Here is an 18738-nt window from a genome sequence, read left to right as displayed (position 1 = left end):
CCAGGGGGAAAGTTGAAATGCCAGTCATAAAAAAAGGACAATATCCTGTCAGATATATAGAGCATATGAAAGGCGGACAGGGAAGGTTTGAAATAGAAGATATCCTTCAAACAGATGAAATGCATGAAAAGGGAAGATTGTTTGCCATAGGAACATTGGAGCCGGGGCACAGTGTTGGATATCATGTTCATGAAGAAGACATGGAGATCTGTTTTTTCCTTGAAGGCGAGGGAATTGTGCAGGAACAGGATGGCACAGAAATAAAGATCGGACCAGGTGATACCAATATCGTTGATGTCGGGCAGGGACATATGATTACAAATACAGGAAAGACATCATTGAAATATCTGGCAGTTATTATTTATGCATGAGCATGGTGCCATTTGGAGGAATAACAGTTTATGAAAGTTATTAATTTTGGATCATTAAATGTGGACTATGTATATAAAGTAGATCATTTCTTGCAGCCGGGAGAAACGTGTGCCGCATTGAAACGTGAAGTGTGCAGCGGAGGAAAAGGCTTAAATCAGTCTGTTGCTCTGGCAAAAGCGGGTGTATCTGTCTATCATGCCGGTTATGCGGGAAGTGATGGCAGGTTTTTGGTTGAATTAATGAAAGAAAAAGGCGTGATGACAGACTACATTCGTAATTCGGAAGAAAGTAACGGCCATGCAATCATTCAGGTGGATGAAAAAGGACAAAACTGTATACTGCTTCATCCGGGAACCAACCATCTTCTGACAGAAGCGTACATAGATGAAATACTTGCATTTGCAGACAAGGATGATGTCATTCTGGTGCAAAATGAAACCAATCTTGTGGGTGAGATTGTGAGACGGGCAGCAGAAAAAGGACTTCGTGTCGCTATGAATGCAGCACCAATGGGCGAGGAGGTCCGTTCCTATCCATTAGAAAAATTGTCCTGGTTGTTTGTTAACGAGATCGAAGGCGGAATGTTAAGCAATGAAACAGATCCGGATAAGATCTTAAGAAAATTAAAGGAAAATTATCCAAAAACAGAAATTGTACTGACTCTGGGAGGAGACGGAGCAGCAGTAGCCGGTCCTGACGGAATATACAGATGCAGTGCTTTTCATGTGAAGCCGATAGATACTACAGCGGCAGGGGATACGTTTACCGGATTTTATCTGGAAGGCAGGTTAAAAGGAAAAGATATAACAGCTTCGGCAAAATGGGCATCTGCTGCAAGTGCCATTGCCATTCAGAGACCTGGAGCAGCAGATTCGATTCCCTCCGCATCAGAAGTGAAAAAGGAGACAGAACTGCTATGTTAATAAAAGAACAGCAGTTACGTGGTTATGTACAGGATATTTTGAGAAGAGCCGGTGCATCGGAAGAAGAAGCAGAAATCGTATCGGAAGAACTGGTACAGTCGAATCTTTTGGGAGTGGATTCTCATGGCATTCTGCGTATTCCACAATATATGTGGCAGATAGAGGAACATTTTATTGTACCGGGTGCTGATGTAAAGACAGTGAAAGAAACACCAACCACTGCAATTGTTGATGCTGATTATGGATTTGGCCATGTTGCGGGAAGAAAAACAGCAGAGATTGTAATACAGAAAGCAAAAGAAAATGGGGTTGCATGTGCAATAGTCATTCATTCGACTCATATTGGACGGCTTGGGGCGTATACAGAAAGAATTGCAAGGGCAGGATTGATGGCGTTCGGAACAGCAGGACTCTATTCCAGCGGTCCACTGGCGCCGTTTGGAGCTGCGGAAGCAAGACTGGGAACCAATCCAATATCATGGGCTGTTCCGCGTGGAGAGAAAGATCCGATTATGATGGACGGAGCTACAACCGTGGTAGCAGAAGGAAAACTTCGAACTTATATTCAGAAAAATGAATCGGTTCCGGAGGGCTGGATTCGTGATGGTCAGGGACGTGACACAACCGATCCAAATGATTTTTACAAAGAACCAAGAGGCACGATTTATCCACTTGGGGGAAAAATGGGAGGTGCTAAAGGATCTGCGTTGGCAATTATGGCAGATCTGTTCAGTATAGCTCTGGCAAATGATGATTACTGGACATGCCTGCAAGAAGGTAAAAAGCTAAAATCTGAAAATGGATTGTTTTTAATGGCTGTTAATCCAGACTGCTTTTTGGGAAGAGATCTGTTTGCGGCTCAGGTGGAGAATCATGCTTCTTATATTAAGTCTGCAAAACCGGCAGAAGGATTTAAAGAAGTACTTTTACCTGGTGAATTTGAATTCAACACAGCAAGAAGAAGAAGAGAAAAGGGAATTGATATTCCGGATGCAACATGGGGTGGAATCGTAGAAATTGCTTCTTCACTTGGCTGTGACTGGGGCTGCGAATTTTCTGTTCAGAAAAGAAGAAATGGATTTGTTCATTATTAAACAAAAGTACCGTATCGGAAGAGGAAAAGTAATGGATGGCATAGGAATCAGAGAATTTGGAAAACTTATAAATGACAAGTTCAAGATAGTAGATTTATCACCTGTAATAGAAAAAGGAATACCAAGGTGGCCATCTCACCCACATCTTGTAATTGATAAAACTGTGACACATGAGCATGATGGATTTTATTGCCAAAGCATATCTATGGCAGAGCATACAGGGGCACATGTAGATGCACCGGCGCATTCCTGCTCTTACAAAATGGATCGAACAATTGATACATTTGACGTATCACACTTTTTTGTACCTGCAGTTCTGTATGATCTTCGCTGGCTTGAATTACAGCCGGGGGAACAGGCAACTGCGGAGGATATACTGGAATGTGAAAGAAGAAGTGGCGCGGCTGTCCGGGAAAATGAAATGGCATTGCTGTGTTTTGGGTGGGATCGCTTCTGGTGTACGGATAAAGATGCCATATGGTATGCGCAAAATGAGCCTGGACTTGACAGAACAGCAGCAGAGCTGTTTTATAATCGAAAAGTTCGTGCCATAGGAACGGATACTATTGGCGGGGATATTGCAAAAAAAGAGGGTGAGTGTAAGAAGTCGTGGGGGCATGATGAATTCTGGTTGCCCAAAGACATCATTATATTTGAAGAACTGGTGAATTTAAGTAAACTTCCGGTTTATTCTTATTTTATTGCATTACCACTCAATATAAAGGAAGGATCCGGCTCGCCACTTCGAGCGGTGGCAATTGTAGAAAAATAAAAATTACAGGTATTTTATCCCCCCTTTTGGAAAAGACTCATAACCAGCCATAAAAATATCAATTTCGGACATTTTATTGAGTTATTGGTTAGTATTTGTTATATTTTATCTGAATTTAACCAATTATTTGGCAAAAATTACCATAATTTTACAACAAATAAAACATAGGGGGAGGCGTGAATTTATTTGAAAAATGACCAAAGAGTAGCTGTTCAAAGAGGCTTGAATATGAAGTGAAAAAACTCGTGCTGAGGAGGAATAATCATGAGAAGGGATGGACATGTACTAAATAACATGAACCTGTCTTCTTCCAGTGACGCTATGAGATCTATTGTATCGTGGTGTCGGATAGTTGCTTCAAATGAAGAAGAACTTTCGACGAATTGGCACAAACATGTAATTCACGAACTGCATTACGTATATGAGGGAGAGTTACAATTTTGGTTTGATGGAAATATTATATCATGTTGTGCAGGTAGTTATATTTTTATTCCGTCAGGTATTATGCACAGTATAAAAGACAGTTCACCGAATACAAAAAAACTGGTTTTGGGGTTTGATGTTGTATCTGATATGGATGTGATTAATTATACTTTTAATGATACGCGGATTCCTGTGTCAAGAGAAGAAACGCCCACCTTTCATGAACTTGCACAGGCGCTTATGAATAAGTTTATGTCAAAAGACCTGATAACTTCAGTTTCAATTGCATGTATTATTCATACATTATTGCTCGAAGCAGTAGATTCGCTTTCTGAGAATTCAGGGATAAAGGCTGTACAATTACGTGAATCGGAAGATTGTCATCGGATAGACCGGATTTTATCATTTATTAATGAAAATGCATTTAATAATATTACGGTAAGTGATGTGGCAAATGTTTTGAATTTAAGTGTGAGACAGACGACGAGAATATGCAATCAATTGTTTGGCTGTTCTGTAAATCAGCTCATTATTCAGAATCGGTTAAAACAAATATGCAAATTACTGGCAGATCAGAAATACAGCATAGCAGAGATATCGGAAATGGCAGGATTTGCAACACCATATTCGTTTTCTCGACATTTTTCACATTATACGGGTGTTACACCAAGTTCTTATCGAAAGAACTATGAAGTACATTCCGGGAAAACAAAGTAATTTTAATTACAATATTAAAATTATAAAAATGTAAAAAGGGGGAATCATTTATGGCCATGGTGATTGACGCACATATGCATCTGGGTGAAGATCTAATCTATAATTCAAATGATGATGAAGAACGTGTGCTGGGTTACATGAAGGAATTTGGGATTGACGGGGTCATTCTGCAGCCTGGTTTAAAGGTGAATGACTGGCATAAGTCATGTGAACGAATCTATGAGTTTACGCAGAGGCATCCGGGACATGCATGGGGAATTGTATCCTATACACCACATTGCTCAGAGGAAGAGTATATCGAGCATGTTTCCTGGGCAATAAATGAGCTGGGGTTTGTTGCAATAAAATTACATCCGGAAGCATACTGCTGTGCTGCAAATGCTCCACAGGCCAGAAAGGTATACGAAGTAGCCAGAAAATTAAAAGTTCCGGTAATGATCCATACTGGCAACGGTGTAGCATCGGCATTGCCGTCACTGGTGATTCCGATGGCAATGGAGTATCCGGATGTTACTTTTGTACTGGCACATGCCGGAGGAGGTATGTTTGGAAGCGAGGCGTTAGTGGCAGCGCAGGTTTGTCCTAATATTTATCTGGAAACATCATGGTGCCCGGTATATGTGGTGAAAAACTTTGTAGAAAAACTGGGATGCCACAGACTTATGCTTGGTACAGATAATCCAGATAATGTAGGTGTGGAACTGGCAAAACATTATGCGCTGCATCTGTCAGAAAAGGATCTGGCACTGTGCCTTGGAGAAACAGCACGCAAAGTATTTTCCTTAAAATAAGAAAGACGGAGGAACGGGATATGGGTAAAATTCTTGTATCAGCATCTCATTTTGATACATTATGTAAAGATGCATGGGAATTGCTGGAGAAAAATGGACATGAGGTTATATATGATAAAACAAGGTCTTTTCCGGCGTATAGTTTTGAGGAACTGAAAGATATCATAGGAGATATTGATGCTGCTATTATCGGAATGGATAAATATACAGAAGAAGTATTTGAAATTGCACCGAAATTAAAGGCTGTGGCAAAATTTGGAGTAGGTGTGGATAACATTGATCTTGTAGCTGCAAAAAAACATGGTGTAAAAGCATTAAATGCACCGGGACAGAATTCAAATGCAGTAGCAGAACTCACCGTATGCTATATTCTGGACATGCTTCGAAAAGTAATCCCAATTCATGAAGAATTGAAAGAAGGAAACTGGCCTCGATGGATTGGATCCGAATTAAGAGGCAAAACAGTCGGTCTTGTGGGATTTGGAGCAATTGCGAGACTGGTAGCAAAAAAACTGCAGGGCTTTGATGTTCAGATTAAGGCCTATGATCTCTATATGAATCAGAAACTGGCTGATGAGTTGGGAGTGAAAGCATGCTCACTGGATGAGATTGTTGAAACCAGTGATGTGGTCAGCCTGCATATACCGGTATCAGATGATACATATCACATGTTTAATACAGAAATGTTTATGAGAATGAAAAAAGGTTCCTATCTTGTGAATGCAGCCCGGGGAGGGCTGGTAGATCTGGATGATCTGACAAAAACATTAAGAGAAGGGCAGATTGCAGGAGCAGCACTGGATGCATTCGAGATGGAACCATTACCGAAAGGAATGGAAATATTTAATTATAATGTAGTATGCACACCTCATATTGGAGCAGAGTCATTTGAAGCATACAGAGACGTTAGTCTATGTGTATCGAAAGATATTATACGTGTACTTGCAGGTGAAGAGCCGGAGCATTGCGTCAACAGATAACATTTTATACCATCCTTAAGAAAAGAGATCGTTCTGCATGGGTTTGTGGAATGATCTCTTTTCTTGTCCGAAAATGTGTTGTTTGAATAAAAATACAATCTGCAAATATATACAAAAGAAACAAAAAAAGCGCGAACATATCCAAAATATATGAAAAAGCGACGAAACAAACGGACGAATATGCTGAAAAATGGCAGAAAAATACATAAAAGCAATGTCCTAAAATGGTATTTTCATGTCATATAGCGCTATGGCAAGAAACGGACATTTCAGTTAACATATATTCATCAGAAACAGATAAGCAGATCGGAAAATAGATGCTTATCAAAAAATTTAAGGAGGTAGTAATATGAAAACTACAAAACGTATTGTGGCACTGTTGTTATCATTGGTGATGCTTTTCAGCCTTACATGTGTGGCATCCGCTACAGAAGAAAAAGCAGCATTTGATGATTACCCGCATCCAGTTGTGAAGTCTGATGGAGCTTTAACAATTGGTTTTATTTCAGATAAACCTGAATTTGAATCTATTCAGCGTATTTTGCAACAGTTAAGACTGGAATGTACACACAGAGGATGGGAACTGGTAGAAGTTGTTTATGAAAGTGAACAAGATCTTCGAGACAAAGTTCTGAATCTGATTAACCAGAATGTAGATGCCATCTTAACATTCAGCCTTACCAATATGGATTCCAAACAGGATTTGGTTGCACAGGCTCGTGCAGCAGGAATCGGCTGGTACAATATGGATACACAGATCGTTGATGGCGTTATCAGCAACTCTGCTATGCCAGATGGTCTTGCAGGCGCAACATTAATGTATGCGATTGGTGAAAAGAGCAAATGGAATGAAGGCATCGCAGTTATTACAAAGAAATCTATTCAGGTTCATTATGAACGTACAGATGTTATGAGCGCAATTGCAAGCTGCTATTCAACAGCAAACATTCTTTCCGAACAGGATATTGCGGCAGTAACATATGATGAACTTCAGGCAGCAAATGACTTTACAAAAACATGGGTTACACAGTATGGCGATCAGCTCACAGGTATTATCACAAGTACAGACTATTTTGGCGTACCAGTAGCAGAAGCGCTGACACAGGCAGGCGTTGACAATGTATGGGTATCCGGTTTTGATGGCGGATCCGAAACATGGTCATATATCAGAAACAATACTCCTCTTCAGTACAGCTATGCTGTTCCTGATGAACTGTTTGTACATAAGGCACTGGAAGTTGTTGATGATATTCAGGTCGAAGGACTGAATCCTGGTGATGAAGGATGTGCTATTTCTCACGTAGGTGAAATTATGTATTGTGAAGGTATTGTAATTGATCGAGACAATTGTCCGGCAGTTGGAACAAACATCCACGCAGTATTTGATTACTATGGTGGAGATCCTGACGATGCTGATGCATGGTACAACTGGAATGATGGCGATGGTGCTTATGTTGTAACAGATTACGTCGAAGAATAATTATAATTTGTAACAGGAAAGCCTGTCTTTCTTTAACTACAACACCCCATTCGCTGAAAAAAGCAATGGGGTGTTTACTTTTAAGAGATTATGACACACGGGGTAATAAATCCATGGGAAATGATAAAGCGGTGGTATTAAAAATAGAGAATTTAACAAAAGAATTCTCTGGACTTGTTGCGAACGATCACATTAGTATGGAAGTTCGTAAACACGAAATCCACGCATTATGCGGGGAAAACGGAGCCGGAAAAAGTACTTTTTGTAAGATGCTGACAGGAGTTTACCATCCGGATGATGGAGAAATTTATGTAAATGGAGAAAAAAAGGTATTTCATTCACCGGCTGAATCATTGGCTTCAGGTATCAGTATGGTTTACCAGGAAAGAAACTTGGTAGGACATCTGACCGGGGCGCAGAATATATGCCTTGGACGGGAACCGAAAAAGGGATTGTTAATTGATGAGAAAGAAATTCGGAAAAAAGCAGAGGAAATTCGTTCAAAACTTGGAATAGAAGTGCCATTGGATGTGCCGGTTGATGAACTGGGTGCCGGCATGCAGCAGATCATTGAAATTATACGAGCTTTTTATGACAACCCTTCCGTACTTATTCTGGATGAACCGACAGCTTCTCTGGGTGAAGGCGAGGTTGCACCTTTCCTGGAATTTGTAAAGAGTCTGCGAGATGAACTGGATATGGCAATTTTCTTTATCTCACATAAGATTGAAGAAGTTTACGAGATATCAGATATGATCACGGTTTTTGCAGATGGTAAAAAAGTTCTGACAGCACCTGCGGCAGAACTGTCAAGAGATGACTGCGTCAAAGCAATGATACGTGCAGGACGCCAGAAAACAGTACATGTACCGGAAAAAGACTTTACGAATGCCCAAACCGTGTTGGAAGCAAAAGAAATTACTTATGATAATAAGAAACATCATGTTCCGTTGGTTGTCAAAGAGGGACAGGCAGTTGGATTTTACGGTCTGGTAGGATCCGGGCGTACAGAGACAATGGAAACGATAGGCGGCATTCGTCTGTCAGAAGGTATGGATGTAACATTTGCAGGAGAAAAGATAACGAAAACGGAACCGGTACAGATGATTCGCAGAGGATTTATTCTCACGCCGGAGAAACGAATTAATGGTGCCTTTCCAGGACTGTCTCTGGAAGATAATATCTGTAACCTGTTTATTGATAAACTTTCAAATAAAGCGGGATTTATGAAATTTGATAAAATGCGGGAGTTTGCTAACAGAGTACTGGAAAAAAATGAAGTAAAATATACCAATATTGAACAGAACATCATAGAACTGAGTGGTGGAAATATTCAGAAGATTATTATCGGACGATCCGTAGAACTGGATAATCTGAAACTGCTGGTACTGGATGAACCAACGGCAGGTATGGATCTTGGAGCAAAGAGTGAGGTTTACGTCGAAATACGTCATCTAGTGGATGATGAAAATAAGAGCGTTGTCTTTATCTCATCAGAACTGGAAGAATTGCTGACCACATGTGATAAGTTATATGTTTTCCATGACGGTGATATTGTAGCCGAATATAAACGTTCTGAATTTGATAAAACGCGAATTTTATCAGATGCAATCGGAAGAAAGGAGTAAGGCGATATGCAACAGGGTGCATCAAAAAACTTCTCTTTGAAAGGGATGACAAAATATCTTCTGTTAATTGTCGGAGCAATTATTTTTGTGTTCTTCAGTATTCTTCAGCCACGATTTTATGCAGTAAATAATATTATGAATATTATAAATTCTGCTACAATCACAGCCTTGATGGCAATTGGAATGACTATTGTTATGGAAACCGGTGAAATGGATCTGGCAGTTGGAGCAGAAGCAACCATTGCAGCTGCAGTTGTTGGAAAAATGCTGGAAGGACCTTCTTTTAATAATTATTTTATTGCAGTTCTGGTGGGGCTAGCGGTAGCAATGCTGGTAGGACTTACCAATGCGTTTTTTGTAGTAAAAGTGGGCATTCCGTCATTTATCGGAACCATTGCAATGACGACATTTGTAAATGGTTTTATCAAAATTGCAACAGGAAATCGTTATATGTTCTCAAATTACTGGCCTGCTTCCTTTACATTCCTTGGACAGGGGAAAGTATTTGGTGTAGTGCCAATGCCGGTAGTTATTTTATTAATTATTGCTGTAGTAACTATTATTATTCAGGATCGTACCAAATTTGGGCGATATGTAAATTCTGTCGGTGTCAGTCCGGCAGCATGTAAAAACGTTGGTATCAATGCTAAACGTACCGTTGTATTTGCATATTTATTATGTGCGTTTATTTCAGGATTTTGTGGAATTGTCCTTTCATCAGAGGTAAAAACAGTTTCACCAACACTGGGAAATGATTTACTGATGTCTGTATTTGCCGCCGTTATGATGGGAGCAACATTCTTAAGACCTGGACGTTACAATATTCAGGGAACGGTTGTGGCATCTCTGCTTCTGGCTATTATAAGTAATGGAACAGTAAGTATCGGAGCTGCTGACTTTGTAGACGATTTAATTCAGGGATGCATTATTCTGCTGGCAGTAGGATTCATTTCTCTTACGCATAAGGGTGGGTTGCCTAGCGTTAAGTTTAATAAATAAGGGGGCAACGGGATATGACTTCAAAGAATATTTCAAAAATCATTACCAAATATTGGCTTGGATTATTTACCGTTATAGTATTTCTGTTTTTTTCCATTATGCAGCCTAGATACTGCAGTGTAACCAATATTATGTCAATGTTAAGCTCAACCTGTATTCTGGCACTGGTAGGTATGGGCGAGACGCTGATTATGTGTGTAGGGGAAACAGATTATTCGGTAGGTATGGAATTAACAGTGGCAGCAGTTGTTCTGGCAAAAGTGCTGGATCAACCAGGAGTTGCAGGTATGTATATACCAATGTTACTGATTACGCTTCTTATCGTAATCGGATATGGTATCATCAATGTTTTTCTCCATGTAAAGATTAAAATTCCATCCTTTGTGGCAACACTTGGAACATCACTGGTAGCAACAGGAATCTGTAAATGGATGACTGGAGGAGGGAGTATTTCTTCAAGACGGTGGCCAGCCTGCTATACATTTCTTGGTCAGTCTTATCTGGCAGGAATTATTCCGATTTCTGTTATTGTAACAGTAATTATTGTAGCCATTATGTGGGTATATTCAGAAAAAACAAAGAGTGGAAAATTACTTTATGCTGTAGGCTCTAGTTCGACAACCTGTCAGTATATCGGTGTAAGCGTTGCAAAACAGAAAGTAAAAGCATTTGTAATCTGTGCACTGCTTTGTGCAGTTGCTGGTGTATTACAGACATCTATGTTAAACAGTGCTACACCATATATGGGATCTGATGCACTGATGAATTCACTGACGGTACTGATGCTGGGAGCAACATTCATCAAGCCAGGTGTTTATAACATTCCTGGAACTATCGTAGCTTCTTTCCTCTTACGTGTTATCAGTTTTGGTATGACAATGATGAGCGCACCAAGTTTTGCATTTGATTTGGTTCAGGGTGGATTATTATTATTCTCTGTATCGCTGGTTACAGTAATTCATAATCATCAGAGTAAGAGTATTGGATAAAAGTGAATGAGTGGCAGAAGCCATTTAATAACTGCAAAAATAGCAGGAATAAAATGAAAAGGAGAGAAAAAATGCAGAAATTGTATGGAACAGTAGTACCAATTGTAACACCGTTAACAGATGAGGATACCATAGATGTGGAATCTCTTGAAAATCTGGTAGATCACGTAATAGACGGCGGTCTTCAGTGCTTATATCCATGTGGAACTACAGGAGAAATGATGTATCTTACTGTAGAAGAAAGAAAACTGGTAGCTGAGGTTACAGTACGAAAAGCTGCAAAAAGAGTACCGGTGTTTGTACATGTAGGAGCATGGAACCTAAAAGATACGATCGAACTTGCACAGCATGCAGAAAAAATTGGAGCAGATGGAATTGGTGTGGTTACTCCGGCATTCTACAAATTAAGTGACCGGGGACTTGTGGATTTCTATGTAGCAGTTGCAAACAGTGTCTCAAAAGATTTCCCGGTATATATGTATGCAATTCCACAAAATGCAGTGAACGATGTGAATCCGGCAGTCTGCGAAGAAGTTGCAAAACAGTGCCCAAATGTAGTTGGTATTAAATACAGCTTCCCTGATTTTACAAAACTGCAGCAGTTCATGTTAGTAAAGAACCAGACATTCAGTGTACTGGTAGGACCAGACCATCTGTTTGAAGCACTTTGTGCAGTAGGCGGCGAAGGTGTTGTATCCGGTAATGCAATGATTATCAGAGAGCATTATGCAAAATTGTGGAATGCAATACAGAAAAAGGATTATGATCTCGCAACAAAATATCAGAGACGTACCAATGTTCTAAATGCACTGATGTGTGAGATTAATAACATTGCAGCATATAAAGTGATTCTGAAAGAAGAAGGAGTCATCAAGACATCAAATATGAGACGACCAATGGAAAATCTGACTCCGGAACAGGAAAAAACATTACTGGAAAAAATGAAAGAACTTGATTATAAACAGGTACTGATTTAGAAATTGTATAATGGAGCAAAAGGGGCTGTCTGTTTTCAGACAGCCCCTGATTTTACAACTTAAGCTTTTTCAGTAATTCTTCCTGTGTCATAGAAGGTTGGTATTCTGGATCATTTGCTTCATAAGCGGCAAGGGCTGCTAATTCATCTTCGTCGGGAGTAACCTCTTCAGCATTATTAAGAATAAAAGTTCCTTGGATTAATTCCCAGAGTTTTTGTGCATCCTGTTCACTCATAATGGTAACAGCACCAAAGATTCTTTCTTTTACATTTGACATATTGATCACACTCCTTTATAAATCTGCCCGCGATTACCAATTTCTATAATATCTATGATAATTCCATTTACATCAAATAATACACGGAAATTTCCTACTCGAAGACGAAATCCTTTTGTATTCTGTAATTTTTTAATATCACCCTCAAGAGGAAGTTTTTTAATTGCATAAATAAGTCTTTTTTGTGTGGTTTTATCCTGCTTTTGTAAAAATTTTATTGCTTTCTTAGAATAAGTAATTTGAAACAATAAATATTCTCCTCCTACTTATGAAATTAATATAACATGATTTAGTGAACAAGAAAAGTGAAACTATTTTAACACACAGGCCTTATACCCCAGTCCCCGTATGGTATGTATGGTAAAATCTTCACTGTGTTCGAACCGTTTCCGCAGGCGTCCGATATGTACGCTGACAGTAGCGGATGTGGAATCGGATTCCGGACCCCAGATATCCTCCATGAGCTGGTCTCTGGTGAAGATCTGGTTCGGGTAGGACAGGAGCTTATAAAGCAGATAGAATTCTTTCTGTGGAAGAATCGTTTCGTTACCATGGATAGATACGGTCAGTGTATCATAGTCAAGAATAGTATCCCCCACCTTTAATTCGTGTTCGGATACGATTTTTGCACGGCGCAGAAGTGCCCGGATACGCAGCAGCATTTCATCTTCATCCACAGGACAGGTCATATAGTCATCCACACCCATGAGAAATCCTTTTTTTACATCTTTTGCCATATGCTTTGGCGCAATCATCAGAATCGGCATATCATTTCCGCAGTCACGGAGTGTTTTGGTCAGAGAAAAACCATCCGTTCCGGGCATAAGAGCATCCACCAGAAGCAGATCTATATTCGTTTCTTCCAGCAGATGAAGGGCATTTTCCGCAGAATCGGCACAAAAAGGCTGATAGCCGGAATGAGAAAGAACTGCGTGATAATACCGTCTGGAATTTTTGTCATCATCTACAACCAATATGCGAAACATAAAACCCTCCTGAAAAAATGACCGGTTAAAATGAATTCCGGGATATCTTCTGTGGGACAGTATAGCACTAAAATCTGGAAAAACAGCAGAGTTCACTGAATTTTCACAAGTTCACAGGATGTTCAAAATTTAGCTCAAATTACTTTAAATTTAGTTTAGATTCAGGTTCTACTATAGCGTCAGCAAACGGGGCAGGTGAGTGCCAGATGAAGCCTCACAGAATATCCCTGTAAATTGAAGTAAAGGAGCATGCAGATCATGAGAAAGAGACAACTGTATTTCAGTAATCAGAACATTACAAAGGGGAAAGGAAGAAGTAAGCGGTCTAAGTTAAAGAGCATTGGTATGACAGCAGCACTTCTGAGTATGTTTAGTCTCGTGACACCTGCAGCGGTCTATGCAGCACCGGAGACAACTACAGATACACAGGAAGTATCTTCTGACAGTACATTTGAGATGAGTACCGCTTATCCGGGTATCTCCGTAAAACCAGGTGAGACAACGACATTTGATCTGGACTTTATCAACCAGACAGGCAGCGGTCAGGATGCAGCACTGAGCATTAAGGATCTGCCGGATGGATGGGAAGGATATTTTCGTGGAAACGGCGGTCAGATCAATAAAGTACATATTCAGTCTTCCGGTGAAGTATCGGAAGGACTGGCAACCTTAAGCCTGACCGTTCCGGAAGGTACGGCAGAGGGCGAATATAATGTAACACTGGAAGCTGTCACAGATGACGGGGAAAGCAGTGATGTGACACTGACACTGAATGTTTCCGAAGAGGAAAACGGAGCCAGTACTTTTACCGCAGAATATGCAGAACAGCAGGCCGCATCCGGTACCGCATTCAGTTTTGATACCACACTGGTAAATAACAAGGGATCCGAACAGTCCTTCAGTCTTTCGGCAGAGGCACCGGACGGATGGCAGGTAAGCTTTACACCATCAGGAGAAAGCAATGCCGTAGCCAGTCTGAATGTGGAAGCAGGTGCCAGCCAGGGTATTACCGTTTCTGTTACACCGCCTGAGACACTGACTCAGGGTGATTATACCATTCCGATTTCCGCCATTTCTTCTTCAGAAAAACTGACGGAAGAACTGAAAGTAACCATTACCGGATCTTATGCCGTAGAAGTATCTACACCAAGCGGTAACTTAAGTGTAGATGCTTATGCAAATGATAAGAAAGCAGTAACTTTATCCATTACAAATACAGGTAATGTGGATCTGACCAACCTGAATCTGACTTCTTCCGCTGCCAGCAACTGGGACATCAGTTTTGATGAATCTACCATTGATTTGCTGGAAGCAGGCGCAACCAAAGAAGTAACCGCTTATATTACACCGGATTCTGATGCTATTACAGGTGATTATGTAGCATCGATCACAGCAGCCAACGATGTGGCAACATCTACCGCAAGCCTGCGTGTATCTGTGAAGACACGTACCAGCTGGGGATTGGCAGCAGTTGCGATTATCGTAGTACTGGGAGCTGGTCTTGGTTATGTATTCAAAAAATATGGGAGAAGATAAGTTATGGGTGAAGTGATCATTCGGACAAGCGGGCTGACGAAGCGCTATGGTGAGAAGACCGCGGTTAATCAGTTGAACCTGTCTGTAAAAAAAGGTGAGATATTTGGCTTACTGGGACCGAACGGTGCCGGTAAGACCACTACGATCCTGATGCTTCTTGGTCTGACAGAGCCAACGGCAGGTACGGCAACCATAGAAGGTATGGACTGTACCAGGAATGCACTGGGCATCAAGAAAATCGTAGGTTATCTGCCGGATAATCCGGGATTTTATCAGGATCTGACCGGCAGACAGAATCTGGCATTTACGGGACGTCTGAACGGACTGTCAGAAGAAGAAATTAAGGAACGCAGTGATGCGGCACTGAAGCGTGTCAGACTGGAAGACGCGGCAAATAAGAAGGCCGGCACATATTCCAAGGGTATGCGTCAGCGACTGGGCATCGCAGATGTGCTGATGAAGGATCCGGAGATCATCATCATGGATGAACCGACACTGGGACTGGATCCGGAAGGTATGAGAGAACTGTTGGAACTGATGACACAGATGGCAAAAGAGGATGGCAGAACACTGCTGATTTCATCCCATCAGCTGTATCAAGTACAGCAGATCTGTGACAGGGTAGGCATTTTTGTTAACGGTAATCTGGTAGCCTGCGGTGAGATCGAGGATCTGGGGCATCAGGTACAGGACAGCACGAAGTATTCTCTGGAACTGCAGGTGGATCCCTGTGATGACAAGATACTGGCAGAGATCAGCAGACAGCCGGGCGTATCCAGCATACAAAAAGAAGGAAATATGTTTGTGGTAGAATCAAAATATGATATCCGTTCTCAGCTGACCACATTCCTTGGCAGCCATGAATATACGATCCAGCATCTCCATCAGAGAGGCGGAGACCTGGATGCGATCTACCGGATGTATTTTGAGCGGGCAGAAGCGGAGGCAGAGGCTGCCGCAATGAAAGCCACCCAGAAGGGAAAATTACATAATAAGTTATTCAGGGGAGGTGGCGCAAGATGACCGCAGCAGTATTAAAGAAAGAAAAACAGCCATCGGAAAAACAACCGTCAGCAGTGAAAAAAGAGCATGGAAGCCATGCGGGCAGACATACCGGTCTGATGGCACTGTATCATAAGGAACTGGCAGATCATCTGCGCAGCAAGCGTTTCCTGATCATTTTACTGTTGATTCTGGGAACCAGTATTGCCAGTCTGTACGGGGCACTGAATGGACTGGCAGACGCTATTTCCAGTGACAGTAACTTTGTATTCCTGAAGATCTATACAACCAGTGGCAATTCCATCCCATCCTTTATGAGCATCATAGCTCTGATGGGACCGTTCGTAGGACTGACTCTGGGATTCGATGCGATCAACAGTGAGCGGAACAATGGTACCCTGAACCGGCTGGTTGCACAGCCGATTTACCGTGATTCTATTATTATAGGAAAATTCCTGGCAGGCAATGCCGTGATCATGATTATGGTATTTACCATGGGAATCTTTGTGGGAGCTGTGGGAGTTCTGTCAACGGGGCTGATTCCTCAGACAGAAGAGGTTCTGCGTGTTCTGGCATTTTTGATTTTCACCGTGGTATACATGGACTTCTGGCTTGGATTATCCATCCTGTTTTCTGTTGTGTGCAGACATTCAGCCACCTCAGCAATGGCAGTGATCGCATTGTGGATTTTCTTCACAATTTTCATGAGTATGGTAGCAAATATCATTGCAAATGCAGTATATCCGATTACCACACAATATGAGGCAGCATTGAATACCATGAATAACTATACACTGAACCTTGGACTGAACCGTATCTCACCATATTATCTGTATAGTGAAGCGGTATCCACAATCATGAACCCGACAGTGCGTTCGGTAAATGTTGTTACCATGCAGCAGCTTGAGGGAGCCATCTCCGGTTACCTGTCCTTCGGACAGAGCATGCTTCTGGTATGGCCGCATCTGACCGGTCTGGTAGCACTGATGATGGTAGCTTTTGGCGGATCTTATATTGGATTTATGAGACAGGAGATTCGAAATTAAGGAACATCTCCGAAATGTGCAGCATTTCGGAGGTTGGCTCTGAACAGATACGTTAATTTTTATAAAAGTTCTTGACACAGACTGAAAAAAAGAATAATGTGATGTAGAAAAAGTTCTGGTTCACTTTTATGGGGGATCAGAACTTTTTGACGGAAATAAAAAGTGTTGCGATCCTGAGTAACCGAGATGAAGCTGTGATTCATGGAAGAGGGAGAAAGAGGAAGACGGTTATGGAAAAAAATATGACAACAGGCAGTCCGGGTAAGAATATTCTGTACTTCGCACTGCCGGTATTTGCGGGGAATCTGTTTCAGCAGATCTACAATGTGGTAGATACAGTGATTGTAGGAAAGTTCGTCAGTACGGAGGCACTGGCAGCGGTGGGATCCACCGGAACTATCAACTTTATGATTCTGGGATTTATGACCGGGCTGATGGCAGGAATTACTGTACTGACCAGCCAGCGTTTTGGTGCCGGAGATATGAATGGCATGCGAAAAAGCGTAGTATCAGCAGGAATGATTGCTCTTGCGGCGACCATCATTCTAACAGCCATCAGTCTGCTTGGAATGCACCGGCTGCTGGTATTGATGAATACACCAGATGATATTTTTGATGATGCTTACCGCTATATCATGATTATATGTGCCGGAATTCTGGTACAGGCATTATATAACCTGTTTGCCTGTATCCTGAGAGCGCTGGGAAACAGTAAGGTACCGCTGTACTTCCTGCTGTTTTCTGCTTCCATGAATATTGTGCTGGATCTGGTATCGATCATTGTCTTAAAAATGGGTGTGGCAGGAGCTGCTTACGCAACGGTCATTTCTCAGGGTGTATCAGCAGTTTTGTGTCTGATCTATATAATAAAAAAGGTGCCGATTCTGCGTTTAAACAAAGAAGATCTGCATGTGGAGAGCCGTCTGGTGAAAAATCAGCTCTCAGTGGGACTGCCAATGGCATTCCAGTATTCCATTACGGCTATCGGAACAACTATGGTACAGATGGCATTAAATACGCTTGGATCTACCTATGTGGCTGCGTTTACTGCGGCATCCAAGTGTGAACAGATGTCAGGACAGGCATACATAGCCCTTGGTTCTGCAATTGCCACCTTTGCAGCACAGAACGTTGGTGCAGGACGCTATGACCGGGTACGGAAAGGCTTTGCCAGGGCAACAGAGTTCGGGTTTGCCTTTTCCATCGTCATGGGAATTGTCATGTATTACTGGGGTTATGTCGTCACCGGTCTGTTTGTCAGCGGAGATGCTTCTCAGATTCAGGGCATGGTAGATACTTACATGAAGTTTACCGCACTGTTCCTCTTCCCACTGACTATTGTGAATGTATACCGAAATGGAATCCAGGGCATGGGATACGGCCTACTGCCAATGATGGCAGGTGTGGCAGAACTGTTGGGGCGTGGAAGCGTGGCACTCATAGCTATCCATTATCACAGCTATGCAGGCGTGTGCCTGGCAAGCCCGATGGCATGGATACTGGCATCCACACTGCTTTTGATTATGTACTTTGCGATAATGAGGAAGCATCCGGTGAAAAAGAAAAGTGAATAGCAATTTCTAAAAATGATCTAATATAGAGACTGTTGCACTGTTTATGGAAAAGTACAGCAGTCTCTTTTTAAAATACGTAGATTTCAAAAAAAGACTGTGTTAAGATAAAACCAAAGGAGGACATATAGTATTTATAACCTTTACAAAAGATAACATTCTGGAATGCCAGAAT

Annotated in this window: 19 protein-coding genes; 16 read left to right on the top strand and 3 right to left on the bottom strand. The window is 41.5% G+C overall.

Annotation, left to right across the window (positions count from 1 at the left end; translation table 11 throughout):
• Nucleotides 1–17 precede the first annotated feature (17 nt).
• From H8716_RS06575 to H8716_RS06520, 12 genes are all read left to right on the top strand, one after another.
• Entirely contained in the window at nucleotides 18–371 is a 354-nt protein-coding gene (locus tag H8716_RS06575; RefSeq protein WP_249307779.1) for a cupin domain-containing protein, read from the top strand.
• A gap of 30 nt (nucleotides 372–401) precedes the next feature.
• The gene (locus H8716_RS06570) at nucleotides 402–1295 is read left to right on the top strand and encodes a ribokinase (RefSeq protein WP_249307778.1); all 894 of its coding nucleotides are present in this window, start codon (nucleotides 402–404) and stop codon (nucleotides 1293–1295) included.
• The gene (locus H8716_RS06565; RefSeq protein ID WP_249307777.1) at nucleotides 1289–2389 is read left to right on the top strand and encodes an Ldh family oxidoreductase; all 1101 of its coding nucleotides are present in this window, start codon (nucleotides 1289–1291) and stop codon (nucleotides 2387–2389) included. The genes H8716_RS06570 and H8716_RS06565 overlap by 7 nt, the downstream gene beginning before the upstream one ends.
• A complete protein-coding gene (locus tag H8716_RS06560; protein WP_249307776.1) occupies nucleotides 2376–3161 on the top strand; it encodes a cyclase family protein in 786 nt (261 codons plus the stop codon). The genes H8716_RS06565 and H8716_RS06560 overlap by 14 nt, the downstream gene beginning before the upstream one ends.
• Nucleotides 3162–3425: 264 nt before the next feature.
• Nucleotides 3426–4301, top strand: coding sequence for a helix-turn-helix domain-containing protein (locus H8716_RS06555; protein WP_249307775.1), 876 nt, complete (start codon nucleotides 3426–3428; stop codon nucleotides 4299–4301).
• A gap of 50 nt (nucleotides 4302–4351) precedes the next feature.
• Complete coding sequence (locus tag H8716_RS06550; protein ID WP_249307774.1) at nucleotides 4352–5092, top strand: amidohydrolase family protein; 741 nt, start codon at nucleotides 4352–4354, stop codon at nucleotides 5090–5092.
• Nucleotides 5093–5112: 20 nt separating this feature from the next.
• Nucleotides 5113–6072 carry a phosphoglycerate dehydrogenase gene (locus H8716_RS06545; protein WP_249307773.1) on the top strand — a complete coding sequence of 320 codons (960 nt, stop codon included), beginning with the start codon at nucleotides 5113–5115 and terminating at the stop codon, nucleotides 6070–6072.
• A gap of 349 nt (nucleotides 6073–6421) precedes the next feature.
• Nucleotides 6422–7552, top strand: coding sequence for a sugar ABC transporter substrate-binding protein (locus tag H8716_RS06540; protein ID WP_249307772.1), 1131 nt, complete (start codon nucleotides 6422–6424; stop codon nucleotides 7550–7552).
• Between the two features lie 113 nt (nucleotides 7553–7665).
• A complete protein-coding gene (locus H8716_RS06535) occupies nucleotides 7666–9180 on the top strand; it encodes a sugar ABC transporter ATP-binding protein (protein ID WP_249307771.1) in 1515 nt (504 codons plus the stop codon).
• A gap of 6 nt (nucleotides 9181–9186) precedes the next feature.
• On the top strand, nucleotides 9187–10179 hold the full coding sequence (locus tag H8716_RS06530) for an ABC transporter permease (RefSeq protein WP_249307770.1): 993 nt from the start codon (nucleotides 9187–9189) through the stop codon (nucleotides 10177–10179).
• Nucleotides 10180–10193: 14 nt separating this feature from the next.
• Complete coding sequence (locus H8716_RS06525) at nucleotides 10194–11168, top strand: ABC transporter permease (protein WP_249307769.1); 975 nt, start codon at nucleotides 10194–10196, stop codon at nucleotides 11166–11168.
• A gap of 71 nt (nucleotides 11169–11239) precedes the next feature.
• A complete protein-coding gene (locus H8716_RS06520) occupies nucleotides 11240–12145 on the top strand; it encodes a dihydrodipicolinate synthase family protein (protein ID WP_249307768.1) in 906 nt (301 codons plus the stop codon).
• Nucleotides 12146–12197: 52 nt separating this feature from the next.
• On the opposite strand, the gene H8716_RS06515 is transcribed toward H8716_RS06520, so the two are convergent.
• From H8716_RS06515 to H8716_RS06505, 3 genes are all read right to left on the bottom strand, one after another.
• Nucleotides 12198–12422: a hypothetical protein gene (locus H8716_RS06515; protein WP_249307767.1), complete on the bottom strand. Its 225-nt coding sequence runs from the start codon at nucleotides 12420–12422 to the stop codon at nucleotides 12198–12200.
• Between the two features lie 5 nt (nucleotides 12423–12427).
• Nucleotides 12428–12670, bottom strand: a complete 243-nt coding sequence (locus H8716_RS06510; RefSeq protein ID WP_249307766.1) for a type II toxin-antitoxin system RelE family toxin — start codon at nucleotides 12668–12670, stop codon at nucleotides 12428–12430.
• Between the two features lie 63 nt (nucleotides 12671–12733).
• Nucleotides 12734–13408: a response regulator transcription factor gene (locus tag H8716_RS06505; RefSeq protein ID WP_249307765.1), complete on the bottom strand. Its 675-nt coding sequence runs from the start codon at nucleotides 13406–13408 to the stop codon at nucleotides 12734–12736.
• A gap of 258 nt (nucleotides 13409–13666) precedes the next feature.
• Here H8716_RS06505 and H8716_RS06500 point away from each other — a divergent pair, with 258 nt between their 5' ends.
• From H8716_RS06500 to H8716_RS06485, 4 genes are all read left to right on the top strand, one after another.
• Nucleotides 13667–14944 carry an NEW3 domain-containing protein gene (locus H8716_RS06500; protein ID WP_249307764.1) on the top strand — a complete coding sequence of 426 codons (1278 nt, stop codon included), beginning with the start codon at nucleotides 13667–13669 and terminating at the stop codon, nucleotides 14942–14944.
• Between the two features lie 3 nt (nucleotides 14945–14947).
• A complete protein-coding gene (locus H8716_RS06495) occupies nucleotides 14948–15967 on the top strand; it encodes an ABC transporter ATP-binding protein (RefSeq protein ID WP_249307763.1) in 1020 nt (339 codons plus the stop codon).
• Between the two features lie 98 nt (nucleotides 15968–16065).
• Nucleotides 16066–16992: an ABC transporter permease gene (locus H8716_RS06490; RefSeq protein ID WP_334299705.1), complete on the top strand. Its 927-nt coding sequence runs from the start codon at nucleotides 16066–16068 to the stop codon at nucleotides 16990–16992.
• Nucleotides 16993–17222: 230 nt separating this feature from the next.
• On the top strand, nucleotides 17223–18566 hold the full coding sequence (locus H8716_RS06485; protein ID WP_249307761.1) for an MATE family efflux transporter: 1344 nt from the start codon (nucleotides 17223–17225) through the stop codon (nucleotides 18564–18566).
• Nucleotides 18567–18738: the final 172 nt, after the last annotated feature.

Source organism: Jingyaoa shaoxingensis, from assembly GCF_014385005.1.
Classification (GTDB): domain Bacteria; phylum Bacillota; class Clostridia; order Lachnospirales; family Lachnospiraceae; genus Marvinbryantia; species Marvinbryantia shaoxingensis.
This window is presented reverse-complemented; position numbering and strand designations above follow the sequence as displayed.